The sequence below is a fragment of the Sphingopyxis sp. MG genome, assembly GCF_002953155.1.
Lineage (GTDB): Bacteria > Pseudomonadota > Alphaproteobacteria > Sphingomonadales > Sphingomonadaceae > Sphingopyxis > Sphingopyxis granuli.
The window spans coordinates 2,205,881-2,220,086 of record NZ_CP026381.1 but is presented as its reverse complement, the minus strand read 5'-3'; the positions used below and the strand labels follow the sequence as shown (position 1 = coordinate 2,220,086).

Sequence of the window (14,206 nt, the reverse complement as noted above, 5' to 3'; positions counted from 1 at the left end):
GGAAAGCGCTTTCGGGCGCGTCTTTCGGGTGCTGCCGCCTAGCCATCGCGTCTCTCAATCGCTACATGAACGGGATGAACCGCGCCAAGAGATCCGACGACTGGGGTTTCCCCCGCTGGCGCGCCTATGGTGCGTCGCGCGAGGCCCAGAAGGTGCGGATCTGCGACCGCTACGGTTGCGAGGAACCCGGCAACTGTCCTGCGCCCAAGTCGCCGAACAGCCCCGACCGCTGGTATTTCTGCGAGGCGCACGCCGCCGAATATAATCGCGGCTGGGACTATTTCGCCGGGCTGAGCGCCGAGGAGGCGGCCGAGCGCGCCGCCGACGAGGCGCGCGGCGCGCGCAGCTATGCCCGCGCGCAGCATTATGGCTGGGGCGGCCCCGGCGACGGCAGCCGCAGCGCCGACGAGATGCGCGCGCTCGAAGTGCTGGGGCTCGACCCCGACGCCGATTTCGAGGCGACGAAGAAGGCGTGGCGCGGTTTGGCGAAGGAATGTCACCCCGACGTCAGGCCGGGCGACGAGGAAGCGGCGAAGCGCTTCGCGGCTGGGCAGGCGGCGTTCGAGGTTCTGAAGCAGGCCGAGGAACGCAAGAGCTGGAAACCGGCGTAGCGGCGCTGTTGGGCGTCGTTTTGGATTGAAGCACCCCGTCATTGCGAGGAGCGCAGCGACGAAGCAATCTCCAGCTATCGGCATCGCAGAACGATAGCTGGAGATTGCTTCGCTGCGCTCGCAATGACGAAGCTAAACAACGCCAGCCGGCACCGCCCCGGAAATATCGGGGCGGGCAGCGCCCACCCCGCGTGTCTTACAGGCCGTCGAGGCCCTTGCTGACCAGTACGTTCACCGCGACGCGGCGGTTCTGCGCCTTGCCTTCGATGGTGTCGTTGCTGGCCGCCGGGTCCGCTTCCGCCATCCCGGTGGGGGTCAGCATGCGATAGGGTTTCCAGCCGCAGGCCTGCTGAAGATGATTGACGACGCGGCCCGCCCGCTTTTCGCTGAGCTGCTGGTTGAACTCCTGGCTTCCCGTCGAATCGGTGTAGCCGACGACGAGCAGCAGCGCGTTGTCCATCCCCTCGGCCTGGCTGGCCGTGGCGCACAGCTCGGCCTTCGCCTGTTCGGACAGCACGGCCTTGCCGACGTCGAAGTTCACGTTGGTCGTGCCCTTGACATTATACTGGTCGATGTCGCCCATGCGGCCGCGCAGCGCCTCCGTCGCCGCCGTCTGTTCGGCGAAGCGCTGGTCGGTGCCGGTGCGGATCATCGACGCGGTCCTGAGGTCCTTGTTCTTGAGGTCGACCTCGCTCGCCACCAGGCCGCCGTCCCACTGCAGCGTCTCCACCGTCACCGGCAGCCCGTTGAGCAGCGAATCGGCGGCGAGCTTGTTGCGGTTGAGGCCCAAGAAGCCCCCCTTGGACTTGATCCGGGTGTTGTCGGTGATCGCGATGACCGTGTTGGCACCGTCGGCGGTCGTGACCTGCATCCGGTTGCCGCTGCGCGCGGAGATGATGCCCTCGATCTCCGGCCCCTTGGTCATCTCCGCCTCGGTCGGCAGCGTGCCATAGACGGTCGTCATGACGTCGCCCTCGGACGCGTCCTGCGGCTGCGCTGCCAGGCCGACCGTCGCCGGTGCGGCCAGCATGGCGAGCAGCAACGCTATTCGGGAATTTCTGGAAACGGCACCCATGATATCACTCCTTCAATGAGCCGCCCCCGCGTTCAGGTCGCCCTTTCCGGCACCTGCGGAGTCCCTGCAAGAGCGCGCGATTGCTTGCGCCGGTAATTGGAGTGCATTGTGCGGCGAACCGATGGCGAACGGTGTTTGCGGCGTCCTTTCGCGCGTTTCGGGCCTATGCCGACGGCGCGTCGCTAGTCATAGACGCAGGCATCGAGCCCGTCGCGCGCGACGACGCCGATGCGGGCGCGGATCATGTTGCCGTACCGGCGCGTGAAGCCCGACGGGCTGATCGCCTCGCGCTTCTTGGGCAGCGGCAGGATCGCGGCGATGCGCGCCGCTTCGGCGGGCGTCAGCCGGCTCGCGCCATGCTTGAAATAGCGCTGCGCCCCCGCCTCGACGCCATAGGTGCCGATGCCGGTCTCGGCGATGTTGAGATAGACCTCCATGATCCGCCGCTTGCCCCAGATCTTTTCGATCAGGAAGGTGAACCACACCTCCGGCACCTTGCGCAGATAGCGCGTCCAGCCGCTGCCCTGCCACAGGAAGGCGTTTTTCGCCGTCTGCTGGCTGATCGTCGATCCGCCGCGGATTCGCTTGCCCTGCGCGTTGCGCTCGATCGCCTGCTCGATCGCGGCGCGGTCGAAGCCGTTGTGACTGCAATATTTGCCGTCCTCGGCGGCGATCGCGGCGCGGACCATGGTGCGGTCGATCCGCGACAGGCTGGTCCAGTCCTTGGTGATGCCGTTGCGGTCCGCGAGCATGGTGAAGGTCACCGGCGGCGGCACGACGGCATAGAGGAGCACCCAGAGGACGGAGAAGAGCAGGGCGCCGACCAGAATCTTGAGCGCGGTCCCGAAGAACCGCCCCATGGTGGATTTCGCCCGCGTCCCGCTTTTCCTCGCCATCGAAGCGGCCTAGTCGAGTGCGATGCAAAGGAAAAGTCCCGATCGCATGTGTCGATTCGCCATGCTGCCGCCCGCGTTTGTCCTGATCGCCCTGTTAGCGACAGTCGCCCCGGCGGCGGCGCAGGAACCGCGTGCGCTGTGCCCCGACCGGCCGGGGCTCGGCACCCCCGCCTGCACCGTGGAGGCGGGGTCCATGGTATTCGAACTCGGTATCGGCGACTGGACGCGCGAGCGCGACGGCACGCTGCACACCGACACGGTGACCGCGGGGGAGGCGTTGCTGCGCGTCGGCCTGACGCCTTCGACCGAGGTGCAGGTCGGCTGGACCGCGCTCGGCCGTGGGCGCGAGCGCGATACGGTTGCGGGGACCGCGGCCGGCCGGACCGGGACGGGGGACGTGACGCTGGCGCTGCGCCGCAACCTGCGCAACCCCGACGGCTCGGGATTTTCGCTGGCGGTCATGCCCTATGCGAGCCTGCCGGTCGGCGGCCGCGCGCTTGGCGCCGGCGACTGGGGCGCGGGCCTGCTGATCCCGGCGAGCGTCGATGCGGGGGCGGTTTCGCTCAGCCTGACGCCGCATGTCGACGCGGCGGTCGACGCCAACGGCGACGGCCGCCATCTCGCCTATGGCACGGTGGCCGGGGCGGGTTTCGCGGCTTCGGACGCGATATCGATCGCGGCCGAACTCTCCTTCGTGCGCGACCGCGATCCTGCCGGGCACGACAGCGAATGGCTCGCCGGTCTGTCGGCCGGATGGCAGCCGGACGACGACAGCCAATGGGACATCGGCGCCAATATCGGCCTCAACCGCGCCAGCCCCGATTTTCAATTCTATTTCGGCTTTGCGCGCCGTTTCTAGATTCTGTCATGCTTGGCTTGAATGTGCCTCAACCAGAAGCGGAAAAGCGCAAGCTTCCCGACGGCGCGGGAGCATATCACTTTGAAGCATGATCATCTTTGAATGAAACCTGCTGATTTATAGGCGTATCCCCGCGCAGGCGGGGACCCAGAGCGATCTTGCGCCAGCCTGCCCCGAATCCCCGCCTGCGCGGGGACACACAAATGTTTCAGTCAAAGCGGATTACGCTCCTGGGAACGGGGCCGCAGGCCGGAGCGTACGACGGCCGCCATTCTCGCCGGTTCAGGGCTTCGGCGGGTCGCCGTCTTTCCCGTCCGGCGCGGCGCCGGCATCGTCGCCGGCCCTGTCCTTGCTGGCGTCCTTGCTGTCGTCCTTGGCGGCATCGATCGCGTCGTTCGCCTTCGCCGCCGCATCTCTGGCGGCGTCGCCTGCCTTGGCGGCGGCAACCTTGGCCGCGTCCGCGGCATCGGCGGCGAGCGAGCGCATCTTGGCCTCGGCTTCGGCCTCCTTGCCGCTCATCACCAGCCACGCCATCACGCCCGCCGCGATCAGTGCCAGCAGCGCGAGCCAATAGCCGAAGTGCCAGTCGATCTGGATCATCGACAGCGCCGCCTGATCGAGTCCGCCGTTGCCGCCGCCATTCTTGGCCGCTTCGGCGGCGATCGCGTCCTTGCTGTAGCGCCACGTCCCGATCAGGATCAGCAGCAGCGCCGCCGCCGAGGTGCCGAGCACCAGCTTCGCCGTTTCGCGCCCGCGCGTGAACAGCAGCACCAGCCCGCCGACGATCGCGAGCAGCGCAAGGATCAGCCACAGGTTCATCGCGGCCCCGTCACCGCTGCTCGATGCCCGGCCCATCGTCTTGATGCTGCCGAAAGCCAGGCCGAACCCGCTCGCCTCGGCGATCTTCTGGTTGGAGCAACTGACCGTCATCCACGGCAGCAGGAAGGCGAGCAGCGCAATGCCCTTGGGTATCCGGATCCATTTCCACATGATGAGTCCCCCTGTAGCGGTGACGAAGCGTCGGGAGGGGAAGCTAATCCTTTGCTCCCGCCTGTCAATTCACGCCGCGAGCAGGCGGTGACGCAGCCCGGTTGGTCGGGGTCGGAAAAATTCGGCCATCCCCGATCCCGTCATGCTGGACCTGGAGTGCGATGACATCGAATGGACTCGTCATTGCGAGCGGCGAAGCCGCGCGGCAATCCAGAGTAGCGCAAACCGCCGCGGATTGCTTCCCCCGGAATCAGATCCGGGGTCGCAATGACGAAGCGGGTATGGCTGTGGGGATTCGGATTTCGGCACGGTTTCTCTCTTTCGTCACCCTGAACTTGTTTGGCGTTTATACCTTGGAGACAGGGACGCTGGTGATCCCCGGCGAAAGCCGGGGTCCATGCGAGGCAGGCGCACGTAGCTGGACCCCGGCTTTCGCCGGGGAACAGGTTTCTACCTGTCGAAAGGAGCTTGTTTCAGCATCCGTGGCCAGCCCTCCCGCTTTGCGCGGCATCTGCCGCAAGCGCGAGTCATGAATGCCGAAACAAGGCGAGCGTGACGAAGGAAACAAGTGTCGCGCCAGCCCGACCTGCGTCGAACGGCGTCACTCTCCGGAGTATGAGAGCCCCGCCGGTCAGGTCGCGATCAGCCGCCGTTCGCCGGCGAGCTTCAGCATCGCCTTCTGCAGCTTTTCGAACGCGCGCACCTCGATCTGGCGGACGCGCTCGCGGCTGACGTCGTAGACCTGGCTCAGGTCCTCGAGCGTCTTGGGGTCGTCGGTCAGGCGGCGTTCGGTCAGGATGTGGCGTTCGCGGTCGTTCAGCGTTTCGAGCGCTTCGCTGAGCAGCGCGTGGCGCACGTCGCGTTCCTCCGCCTCGGCGACGCGCTCGTCCTGCAGCGGGCCTTCGTCGCCGAGCAGATCCTGCCACTGGCTGTCACCGTCCTCGCCCATCGGGACGTTGAGCGACGTGTCGCCGCCCATCGCCATGCGGCGGTTCATGCTGACCACCTCGTCCTCGGTGACGCCAAGGTCGGTCGCGATCTTCGCGACATGTTCGGGGCTCAGGTCGCCGTCCTCGAACGCCTCGAGGTTGTTCTTCATCCGGCGAAGGTTGAAGAACAGCTTCTTCTGCGCCGCAGTGGTGCCCATCTTCACGAGGCTCCACGACCGCAGGATGAATTCCTGGATCGAGGCGCGAATCCACCACATCGCATAGGTGGCGAGGCGGAAGCCGCGGTCGGGGTCGAATTTCTTCACCCCCTGCATCAGGCCGATATTGCCCTCGCTGATCAGCTCGCTGACCGGCAGGCCATAGCCGCGATAGCCCATCGCGATCTTGGCGACGAGGCGCAGGTGCGAAGTCACGAGCTGCGCCGCGGCCTCGTTATCGTCATGTTCCTGGAACCGCTTCGCGAGCATATATTCCTGCTCGGGCGTCAACAGGGGGAATTTGCGGATTTCGGCCAGATAGCGGTTCAGGCTCGCCTCACCGCCGAGCGCGGGCACCACAGCCGGAAGTTTGCTTTTATTCGCCATTGGTAAAGTGTCTTCCCTAAAACCTGAAAATATCCTGCCGCGGTTGGCTCCGGCGGTCAAAATAGATTTTCATTCGAAACCTAAACGCGCAGTTCGTCGATCAGTTCCCGCATGTCCGCGGGCAGATCGCTGTCGAGTGCGATCCTTTTGCCAGTTACTGGATGAATAAAACCCAAATGGGCCGCGTGCAATGCCTGCCGCTCGAAACCCCGCGCTTTCAGCACGTCCGACAGCGGCTTGCGGGTGCGGCCATAGACCGGGTCGCCGACCAGCGGATGCCCGATATGCGCCATGTGGACGCGCACCTGGTGGGTACGGCCGGTTTCGAGCCGGCATTCGACGACCGTCGCACCGCGCAGGGGCTCGATGGTGCGATAATGGGTGACGGCCTGCTTGCCGCGCCCCGCGGGCACGACCGCCATCTTCTTGCGGTTCGTCGGCGAGCGGCCGAGCGCCGCCTCGACCGTGCCGTTCGCGGGCATCGGGCGGCCGGTCGCGATGGCGAGATAGCGGCGATCGATGCTGTGCGCCGCGAACTGCTTCGCCAGTCCCTCGTGCGCCTTGTCGTGCTTGGCGGCTACGATCAGCCCGCTGGTGTCCTTGTCGATGCGGTGGACGATGCCCGGCCGCGCCACGCCGCCGATTCCCGACAACTGCCCCGCGCAATGGTGGAGCAGCGCGTTGACCATCGTCCCGTCCAGGTTTCCTGCGGCGGGGTGGACGACCATGCCCGCGGGCTTGTCGACGACGATCAGATGCTCGTCCTCATAAGCGATGACAAGGTCCAGGTCCTGCGCGACGTTGTGCGCGGGCGCGGGGGTCGGCACGCGCACTTCCAGCGTCGCGGGCGCCGCGGCCTTCGCCGCCGGGTCCCACAGCACCGTGCCGCGCGTGTCGGCGACCCGGCCGCCCTTGATCAGCGTCTTGACGCGCTCGCGCGACAGGTCGGGCAGCGCCTCGGCCAGCGCGCGATCGAGCCGCAGCCCGGCCGCGCTGTCCGCCAGCGTCACGGTCAAGATGGCGTCGTCCCCCTGCATCGGGGTCGATGTGGCTTCGGCGCGTCGAAATTCAAGGGGATCGCGCTTGCCCTTCGCCCCTTCGCTGCCGTAGGAGCGGCAGCGGACCGGGCCCGGTCCGCCCTGGGGGGAGCCTTCATCCATGACCGACGATCGCGTCGATTTCGCGTCCATGCTGGCCTCGCGCCTGTGCCACGATCTGCTCAGCCCGGTGGGCGCTTTCGCCAACGGGCTCGAACTGCTCGCCGACGAGCAGGACGCCGAAATGCGTGCGCGCGTGTTCGACCTGCTCGAACAGAGCGCGAGGACGTCGGCCAACAAGCTCAAATTCTTCCGCCTCGCTTTCGGTTCGGCAGGCGGGTTCGGCGACGCGGTGCCGCCCGACGAGGCGAAGGCGGCGATCGAGGGGATCATGGCCGACCGGCCGATCGAGCTGAACTGGATGATCGCCGACGAGCCGCTGCCCAAGCCGGCGGTCAAGATCATCCTCAACCTCGCGCTGATCCTCGTCGATGCGCTGGTGCGCGGCGGGCGGCTCGACATCGGCTGCGAAAAGGCGGGCGAGGGGATCGAGATCGCGCTGCATGCCGAGGCCGAGCGCATCCTGGTCGATGCCGATGTCGAACGCCTGCTTTCCGAAGGCGAAGGGGCCGCCGCGATGACGTCGCGCACCGCGCCCGCCGCGCTTGTCCAGGCGGTCGCGGCGCAGAATGGCGGCACGGTGATGCTCGCGCGCGAAACGCCGACCTCGCTGCTCGTCGGGGCGGTGCTCAAGGGGGCTAGGCAAACCCTCCGTTAACCATTGTCGGCCATGGTGCGCACAGGATTTTGGGGCGCACCGATACCGCGATGGACGATCTGCTGAACGATTTTCTGACCGAGACGTCGGAAATCCTTGCCGAAGCGGCGGGGGCGATCGTCGCGTGGGAGGCCGACCCCGCCGATCGCGAGCGGCTCGACGCGATCTTTCGGCTCGTCCACACGATCAAGGGCAGTTCGGGCTTTCTGGCCCTGCCGCGCGTCACGGCGCTGTCGCATGCCGCCGAGGATGCGCTCGACCAAGTCCGCCGCGGTAACCGCCCGGCCGACGCCATGCTCGTCACCGCCGTGCTGGCGATCGTCGACCGGCTGAGCGAGCTGTGCGACGCGCTGGGCCGCGACGGGGCGGAGCCCGCGGGCGACGACGGCGCGATCATCGCCGCGCTCGACGGCCGGCAGTCCGATGCCGATCCGGCGGTCGAAGTCGCGGGCATCCCGCTTCGCCGCGAGGACGACCTGCTTGCCGACGGGCAGGGGTGGCGCTCGATCCGGGTGCCGCTGCCGCTGCTCGACAGCGTGATGACGGGGGTCACCGACATCGTCCTCGCGCGCAACGAATTCACCCGGATGCTGCGCGAATCGGGGGCCGATCCGGCACTGATCGCCTCGTTCGACCGCTTGTCGGATTCGATCGCCGGCATGCGCCATTCGGTCAGCCAGATGCGGATGCAGCGGATCGACAAGCTGTTCGCGCCGCTGCCGCGGATCGTGCGCGACCTGGCGCAGGAAACGGGCAAGAAAATCCGCTTCACGACCAGCGGCGGCGAGGTCGAACTCGACCGCGAGATGATGGAGAATATCCGCGATCCGCTGATCCACATCGTCCGCAACGCGGTCGACCATGGCGTCGAGGCGCCCGCCGACCGCGCGGCGGCGGGAAAGGACATGACCGCGACCATCGTCGTCGCGGCGCGCCAGTCGGGCAACCAGATCGAGATCGAGGTGCGCGACGACGGCCGCGGCCTGTCGCCCGACGCGCTGGTCGCCAAAGCGATCGCGGCGCGGATTCTGACCGCGAGCGACGCGCGCGCGCTGACGCCCGCCGAACGGCTCGGCCTGATCTTCCGCCCCGGCTTTTCGACCGCGGCGCAGGTGACGGCGATTTCGGGACGCGGCGTCGGCATGGATATCGTCAAGGCCAATGTCGAGAAGATCGGCGGCGTCGTCGAACTGCGCAACGAGGAGGGGCGCGGCCTGTCGATCCTGCTGCGCGTGCCGATGACGCTGACGATCATCTCCGGCCTGATGGTGCGCGCCGCCGGGCAGTATTTCGCGATTCCGCGCGGCGCGGTGCGCGAGATCCTGCTCGAAAACAGCGATACGGTGCGCATCGACCGCGTCGGCGGCGGCGAACTGGCGACCGTGCGCGGACAGCGCTACCCCCTGCTGCGGCTGGAGGAGGTGCTCGGCTGCCCGCGCGATGCGGAGGAGGATGACGACGACCGCGCGCTGGTGATCGTCCGGCCGGGGCAGGGGCAGAGCTATGCGCTGAGCGTCGCGGCGATCCACGATCAGGAGGAACTGGTGATCAAGCCCGCGGCGCCGATCATCATGGCGACCGGTCTTTATGCCGGCACGACGCTGCCAGACAATGGGCAGCCGGTGCTGCTGCTCGACGTGCAGGGACTGCTGGCCGCCGCGGCGATCGACGCGGCCGAGGCGGAACGCGGCGAAGCCGCCGCCGCCGAGGAGGCCGCCGCCGCGGCCGCGGCGCGCGACGCGGCGCAGCTTCTGCTGTTCCGCGATACCGATGGCCGGACGCGCGGCGTGCGCCTGTCGGTGATCGAGCGCGTCGAGGAAGTGCCCGCGCTCGCCCTGTTCGAAAGCGCCGGGACGGTGCGGGTCCAGATCGGCGACGATATTTTCCCCGTCCACGCCGACGCGCTGCCCGAAGGCCATGGCACGGTGAAGCTGCTGCGCCTGTTCGATGGCCGCACGGTGCTCTGCTATCCGGTCGCGGCGGTCGTCGACATCGTGCGGCTGCCCGACGCGGTGCAGCCCGCCGCGGCGCCGGGGCTGGTCGCCGGCGTCGTGCTGATCGGCGGCGAGCCGGTCGAGCTGATCGACCCGTTCTGGCTGATGGAACGCCACGCGGCCATCCTCACCCCGTCCGTGGAGGAGGCCCGCCGGCCGCTGTGCCGCATCGCCGACGATGCCGACGGCTGGGGCGGCAATTTCCTCGCGCCGATCCTGCGCGGCGCGGGCTATCGCGTCGTGTCCGACGGCGATGCCGGCGAAGGCGAGGCGCCCGACGTGCTGCTGTGCCTTGCCGCCGACGACGGGCTTTGCGCGCATGGCGGCGGCATCCCGGTGATCCGCCTGCGCGCTTCGGCGGCGACGGCCGGACCGGCCGACGAAACCATCTATCGCTACGATCGCCAGGCGCTTCTCGATGCGCTGCGCCGGCATGTCGGGGGAGGCCGGCCGTGATCGACAGGCTCTATCTGGTCGCGCGGATCGCCGACACGCGCGTCGCGCTGCGCAGCGACGCGATCAATTCGGTCGTCACCGTCGGCCAGCCGGTCGCGGTCCCCGCCGCGCCGCCGCATGTCGTGGGAATCTTCGCGCTGCGCAGCCGCGTGCTGACGCTGATCGACCCGCATGTCGTCGTCGGCCTGCCGGCGGTTCCCGTCGCGCCCGGCCAGCGCGTGATCGTCGTCGACGTCGGTGGACACGGCTATGCGCTGCTCGCCGACGCGATCGAGGATGTCTGTTTCATCGCGGCGCCCGAAACGCGTGTCGCGGGCAAGCTGCTGCCCGGCTGGGCGCGGGTCGCGGATGCGATGATAGAGCATGACGGGGCGTCGCTGCTCGTCGTCGACCCGGCGCATTTCATCGCCGCGCCCGCCGCGCGGGCGGCCTGACGGGATGCCCATCATGTTAACGCGCTGCATACCCCTTTGGCCTAGGGTGGCCGAAATCCCCGGGGGTCGGAGGTAGAAAATGTCGAAATCCTGTCTGGTCGTCGATGACAGCAAGGTCATTCGCAAGGTCGCGCGCCATATCCTTGAAAGCATGGCTTTTGCGGTCGATGAAGCGGCCGATGGCCAGGAAGCGCTGCGCTTCTGCCGCGCCAACCGGCCCGACGTGATCCTGCTCGACTGGAACATGCCGGTGATGAGCGGCATGGAATTCCTGGGCGCCTTCAACGATCTCGATTTCGGGCACGACGAGCGCCCGCGCGTCGTCTTCTGCACTACCGAGAACAGCATCGACCATATCCGCGCGGCGATCGAGGCCGGCGCCGACGAATATGTGATGAAACCGTTCGACCGCGAAACGCTCGAAGGAAAGCTGCAACTCGTCGGCGTTGCCTGAGGCTGTTCGAGACCGCCGCATGACCCGGCCGCAACCCCGCCCGAACGATCCGCCGCCGGAAGAGGCCGGCCCGGTTCCGCGCGACGTGCGCGTGATGCTCGTCGACGACAGCCTCGTCGTGCGCAGCATCCTCGAACGCATCATCGAGCAGCGGCCGGGGCTCAGCATCTGCGCGTCCTTCGCCTCGGCGCAGGATGCGCTCGCCTGGCTGGCGCGCGAACCGGCCGACGTCGTCGTGCTCGACCTCGAAATGCCGGGAATGACGGGCATCGACGCGCTGCCGCTCATCCTCGAGCGCGCGGCGAATGCGCGCGTGCTGATCCTGTCGTCGAATTGCGTCGAGGGCGGATCGGCGGCGATCGACGCGCTGGCGCTCGGCGCCAGCGACACGCTCGCCAAGCCTGGGCGCGGCAGTTTCTCGGGCCGCTTTGCCGAGGTGCTGACCGATCGCATCCTCTCGCTTGGCCAGCGGTCGCCGGCGATCCCCGCCGCGGCGCGCGCCGTCTGCCGTCCGGCGCGGCTCGCGGCAGCGCCGGTGATCGATGCCGGCCAGCCGCTCGAATGCATCGCGGTGGCGGCTTCGACCGGCGGCATTCCGGCGTTCACGACCTTTCTCGCGCACCTCGATCCGCGCATTCGCGCGCCGATCCTGCTGACGCAGCATCTGCCCGACGCCTTCATGGAATTCTATGCACGGCAGATCGCGACGCTGACGACGCGCCGTGTCCATGTCGCGACGGCGGGGATGCCGGTCGAGGCGGGGCATATCTATCTGGCGCCGGGCGACGCGCATCTGGTGGTCGTCGCCAACGGTCGGCGGCGCGAGATCGCGCTCGACCGGCACCCGGTCGACAATGGCTGCTGTCCTTCGGCCGACCCGATGCTGGCGTCGGTCGCAGAGGTCTATGGCGAGGGCGGCGTCGCGGTGATCCTCAGCGGCATGGGGCGCGACGGCGCGCAGGGAGCCGCGCGCCTGAAGGCGGCGGGCGGCACGGTTTTCGCGCAGGCGCCCGAAAGCTGCGTGATATGGGGCATGCCCGGCGCGGTCAGTCGGACCGGGATTGCCGCGGCGACGCTCAACCCCGACGCGATCGCGCTGATGCTGGGCGGCAGCCTGGCGGGACGGTCGCGGCGATGATGGGCGGCGGCACGGCCAGCGAATCGGCCTATCGCGTCCTGATGAGCGTGCTCGAATCGCGCACCGGCCAGACGCTGTCGCCGAACCGCATCTGGCGGATCGAGATGTCGCTGAAACCGGTGTTGCAGCGGCACGGCATCGCCGACCTCGACACGCTGGTCGCCGCGCTCGTCACCGCGAACGGGCGGCAACTGCTCGACGACACGGTCGATGCGATGCTCAACAACGAGACCTTCTTTTACCGCGAACACAGCGTCTTCGACGATATTGCGGAGAAGGCGCTTGAATATCTTCGCGTGGTGAACGCGCGCCGGCGGCAACTGACGATCTGGCATTGCGGCGTATCGACCGGGCAGGAAGCCTATTCGATGGCGATGCTGCTCGCCGAGCAGGGCGAGCGCTGGGCGGGCTGGCGCGTCGACGTCATCGGCACCGACGTCAGCCACCACGCCATTTCGCGCGCGCGGGTCGGGCTCTACAGCCAGTTCGAGATTCAGCGCGGGTTGCCGGTGCAGCGCATGGTCCGCTGGTTCGACCAGACCGAGGCGGGATGGCTCGCCAAGGCCGACCTGCGCCGCCGCGTCGACTTTTCGGTGCAGAACATGCTGATCGACCGGCCGCCGCTGGCCGCGCCGGCCGACCTGATCTTCTGCCGCAACCTGCTGCTCTATTTCGCGATGCCGATGCGGCAGAAGGCGTTCGCGCGGCTGCGCGCGATCGCGGCGCCGCAGAGTTTCCTTGTCCTCGGCGCCGGCGAGACGGTGCTCGGGCAGACCGACCAGTTCGTCGCCAGCCCGCGCCTGCGCGGCCTGTACGAACCGGCCGACCAGCAGGTGCGGCGCCCCGTCGCCGCCTGACCTTGCTTTTTGCGCCCCGCTGGCGCAGGGGAAAGAGCGGTTCCGCGCCGGGCCGGAACAATAATGGATCGCGAGAGGCATGGGCGATTTTATCGAACGCTGGTCCCCCAATTTCGACGAGCGCGCGCTGCCCATCTCGATGATCGTCCTGCATTACACTGGCATGAAGACCGGCGCCGAAGCCATTGATCGGCTTGCCGATCCCGCGGCGAAGGTTTCGGCGCACTATGTCGTCAGCGAGGATGGGCAGATCACCCATATGGTGCCCGAGGACAAGCGGGCCTGGCACGCCGGCAAGTCGCATTGGCGGGGCGTGCGCGATATCAATTCGGCCAGCGTCGGCATAGAGATCGTCAATCCGGGGCACGAATATGGCTATGTGCCCTTTCCCGACCCGCAGATCGCCTCGGTCGTCCGGCTCGTCCATCTGATCAAGGACCGCCACGGCGTCACGCGCGGCAATGTCGTCGGCCATTCGGACATCGCGCCGACGCGCAAGCAGGACCCGGGCGAACTGTTTCCATGGCACGAACTGGCGCGCCGCCGCCTCGCGCTGCCGCGCCCGACCAAGAAGCTGACCGATCCCTTGTGGACCGATGCGGGCTTCCTGCTCGCGCTCGAGCGCTTCGGCTACGACGTGACCGACGGCTTCGCGGCCACCGTGGCGTTCCAGCGCCGTTTTCGTCCCGAACTGATCGACGGCACGATCGACGGCGAATGCCGGGCGATCCTGCTCGCGCTGCTCTTGCCGCAGCCCGAGGGGGATTGAGCGGCGGGGTTCGGCCGGGAGCCGACCTATCATTCATCGTCACCCCGGACTTGATCGGCAATTATCCCTTTTAGACAAGTCACTGTTCCCCGGCGAAAGCCGGGGTCCAGATGGCACAGCGCTACCACGCATGGACCCCGGCTTTCGCCGGGGAACAGCTACCTACTTGCCTGAAGGGTATATATCCCACTTGATCCCGGTCCCGCTTGATGCCGAAGACCGGTCGATGCCCCAAAAAAAGCGGAATCCCGAATCAAGCCCGGGATGACGGAAGTGGAGGGGAGCTATGTCGGTTCCCCACCCCAAAGCCGACACTCCTACAAT

General features: G+C 67.7%; 14 protein-coding genes. 9 read left to right on the top strand and 5 right to left on the bottom strand.

Annotated elements, in window-relative coordinates; translation table 11 throughout:
• Positions 1–74: 74 nt before the first annotated feature.
• Positions 75–611, top strand: coding sequence for a J domain-containing protein (locus C3E99_RS10185; RefSeq protein WP_076077985.1), 537 nt, complete (start codon positions 75–77; stop codon positions 609–611).
• Between the two features lie 196 nt (positions 612–807).
• Here C3E99_RS10185 and C3E99_RS10180 read toward each other — a convergent pair whose 3' ends face one another.
• Positions 808–1,686 carry an OmpA family protein gene (locus C3E99_RS10180; protein WP_104959758.1) on the bottom strand — a complete coding sequence of 293 codons (879 nt, stop codon included), beginning with the start codon at positions 1,684–1,686 and terminating at the stop codon, positions 808–810.
• Between the two features lie 182 nt (positions 1,687–1,868).
• Positions 1,869–2,582 carry a monofunctional biosynthetic peptidoglycan transglycosylase gene (gene mtgA / locus C3E99_RS10175; RefSeq protein WP_083675125.1) on the bottom strand — a complete coding sequence of 238 codons (714 nt, stop codon included), beginning with the start codon at positions 2,580–2,582 and terminating at the stop codon, positions 1,869–1,871.
• Positions 2,583–2,628: 46 nt separating this feature from the next.
• On the opposite strand from mtgA, the gene C3E99_RS10170 reads away from it, so the two are divergent.
• Positions 2,629–3,441, top strand: coding sequence for a transporter (locus C3E99_RS10170; RefSeq protein ID WP_234002440.1), 813 nt, complete (start codon positions 2,629–2,631; stop codon positions 3,439–3,441).
• Between the two features lie 282 nt (positions 3,442–3,723).
• Here C3E99_RS10170 and C3E99_RS10165 read toward each other — a convergent pair whose 3' ends face one another.
• From C3E99_RS10165 to C3E99_RS10155, 3 genes are all read right to left on the bottom strand, one after another.
• Complete coding sequence (locus C3E99_RS10165; protein ID WP_076076078.1) at positions 3,724–4,431, bottom strand: hypothetical protein; 708 nt, start codon at positions 4,429–4,431, stop codon at positions 3,724–3,726.
• Between the two features lie 631 nt (positions 4,432–5,062).
• Positions 5,063–5,965 (bottom strand): RNA polymerase sigma factor RpoH, encoded by a 903-nt coding sequence (gene rpoH / locus C3E99_RS10160; protein ID WP_076076076.1) that lies wholly within the window; start codon positions 5,963–5,965, stop codon positions 5,063–5,065.
• A gap of 80 nt (positions 5,966–6,045) precedes the next feature.
• The gene (locus C3E99_RS10155) at positions 6,046–7,002 is read right to left on the bottom strand and encodes an RluA family pseudouridine synthase (RefSeq protein ID WP_076076073.1); all 957 of its coding nucleotides are present in this window, start codon (positions 7,000–7,002) and stop codon (positions 6,046–6,048) included.
• Between the two features lie 121 nt (positions 7,003–7,123).
• Here C3E99_RS10155 and C3E99_RS10150 point away from each other — a divergent pair, with 121 nt between their 5' ends.
• The 7 genes from C3E99_RS10150 to C3E99_RS10120 all read left to right on the top strand — a co-directional run bounded on the left by C3E99_RS10150 (position 7,124) and on the right by C3E99_RS10120 (position 13,882).
• Entirely contained in the window at positions 7,124–7,780 is a 657-nt protein-coding gene (locus C3E99_RS10150; protein WP_076076071.1) for a histidine phosphotransferase family protein, read from the top strand.
• Between the two features lie 50 nt (positions 7,781–7,830).
• Positions 7,831–10,230 carry a chemotaxis protein CheA gene (locus C3E99_RS10145; RefSeq protein WP_104959757.1) on the top strand — a complete coding sequence of 800 codons (2,400 nt, stop codon included), beginning with the start codon at positions 7,831–7,833 and terminating at the stop codon, positions 10,228–10,230.
• Positions 10,227–10,664, top strand: coding sequence for a chemotaxis protein CheW (locus tag C3E99_RS10140; RefSeq protein WP_067184886.1), 438 nt, complete (start codon positions 10,227–10,229; stop codon positions 10,662–10,664). The genes C3E99_RS10145 and C3E99_RS10140 overlap by 4 nt, the downstream gene beginning before the upstream one ends.
• 79 nt (positions 10,665–10,743) lie before the next feature.
• The gene (locus C3E99_RS10135) at positions 10,744–11,118 is read left to right on the top strand and encodes a response regulator (protein WP_067113125.1); all 375 of its coding nucleotides are present in this window, start codon (positions 10,744–10,746) and stop codon (positions 11,116–11,118) included.
• Between the two features lie 19 nt (positions 11,119–11,137).
• Positions 11,138–12,256, top strand: coding sequence for a chemotaxis-specific protein-glutamate methyltransferase CheB (cheB, locus tag C3E99_RS10130; protein ID WP_083675124.1), 1,119 nt, complete (start codon positions 11,138–11,140; stop codon positions 12,254–12,256).
• Positions 12,253–13,113 carry a CheR family methyltransferase gene (locus C3E99_RS10125; RefSeq protein WP_234002439.1) on the top strand — a complete coding sequence of 287 codons (861 nt, stop codon included), beginning with the start codon at positions 12,253–12,255 and terminating at the stop codon, positions 13,111–13,113. The genes cheB and C3E99_RS10125 overlap by 4 nt, the downstream gene beginning before the upstream one ends.
• Positions 13,114–13,192: 79 nt before the next feature.
• A complete protein-coding gene (locus C3E99_RS10120; protein ID WP_076076065.1) occupies positions 13,193–13,882 on the top strand; it encodes an N-acetylmuramoyl-L-alanine amidase in 690 nt (229 codons plus the stop codon).
• The last annotated feature ends 324 nt before the right edge of the window (positions 13,883–14,206 follow it).

Bases quoted from the DNA above. Each gene is read 5' to 3' on its own strand.
- C3E99_RS10180 (WP_104959758.1), bottom strand. From the start codon at position 1,686: ATGGGTGCCGTTTCCAGAAATTCCCGAATAGCGTTGCTGCTCGCCATG.
- C3E99_RS10165 (WP_076076078.1), bottom strand. From the start codon at position 4,431: ATGTGGAAATGGATCCGGATACCCAAGGGCATTGCGCTGCTCGCCTTC.
- C3E99_RS10150 (WP_076076071.1), top strand. From the start codon at position 7,124: ATGACCGACGATCGCGTCGATTTCGCGTCCATGCTGGCCTCGCGCCTG.
- mtgA (WP_083675125.1), bottom strand. From the start codon at position 2,582: ATGGCGAGGAAAAGCGGGACGCGGGCGAAATCCACCATGGGGCGGTTC.
- C3E99_RS10185 (WP_076077985.1), top strand. From the start codon at position 75: ATGAACCGCGCCAAGAGATCCGACGACTGGGGTTTCCCCCGCTGGCGC.
- C3E99_RS10135 (WP_067113125.1), top strand. From the start codon at position 10,744: ATGTCGAAATCCTGTCTGGTCGTCGATGACAGCAAGGTCATTCGCAAG.
- C3E99_RS10145 (WP_104959757.1), top strand. From the start codon at position 7,831: ATGGACGATCTGCTGAACGATTTTCTGACCGAGACGTCGGAAATCCTT.
- C3E99_RS10120 (WP_076076065.1), top strand. From the start codon at position 13,193: ATGGGCGATTTTATCGAACGCTGGTCCCCCAATTTCGACGAGCGCGCG.
- rpoH (WP_076076076.1), bottom strand. From the start codon at position 5,965: ATGGCGAATAAAAGCAAACTTCCGGCTGTGGTGCCCGCGCTCGGCGGT.
- C3E99_RS10125 (WP_234002439.1), top strand. From the start codon at position 12,253: ATGATGGGCGGCGGCACGGCCAGCGAATCGGCCTATCGCGTCCTGATG.
- cheB (WP_083675124.1), top strand. From the start codon at position 11,138: ATGACCCGGCCGCAACCCCGCCCGAACGATCCGCCGCCGGAAGAGGCC.
- C3E99_RS10170 (WP_234002440.1), top strand. From the start codon at position 2,629: ATGTGTCGATTCGCCATGCTGCCGCCCGCGTTTGTCCTGATCGCCCTG.
- C3E99_RS10155 (WP_076076073.1), bottom strand. From the start codon at position 7,002: ATGCAGGGGGACGACGCCATCTTGACCGTGACGCTGGCGGACAGCGCG.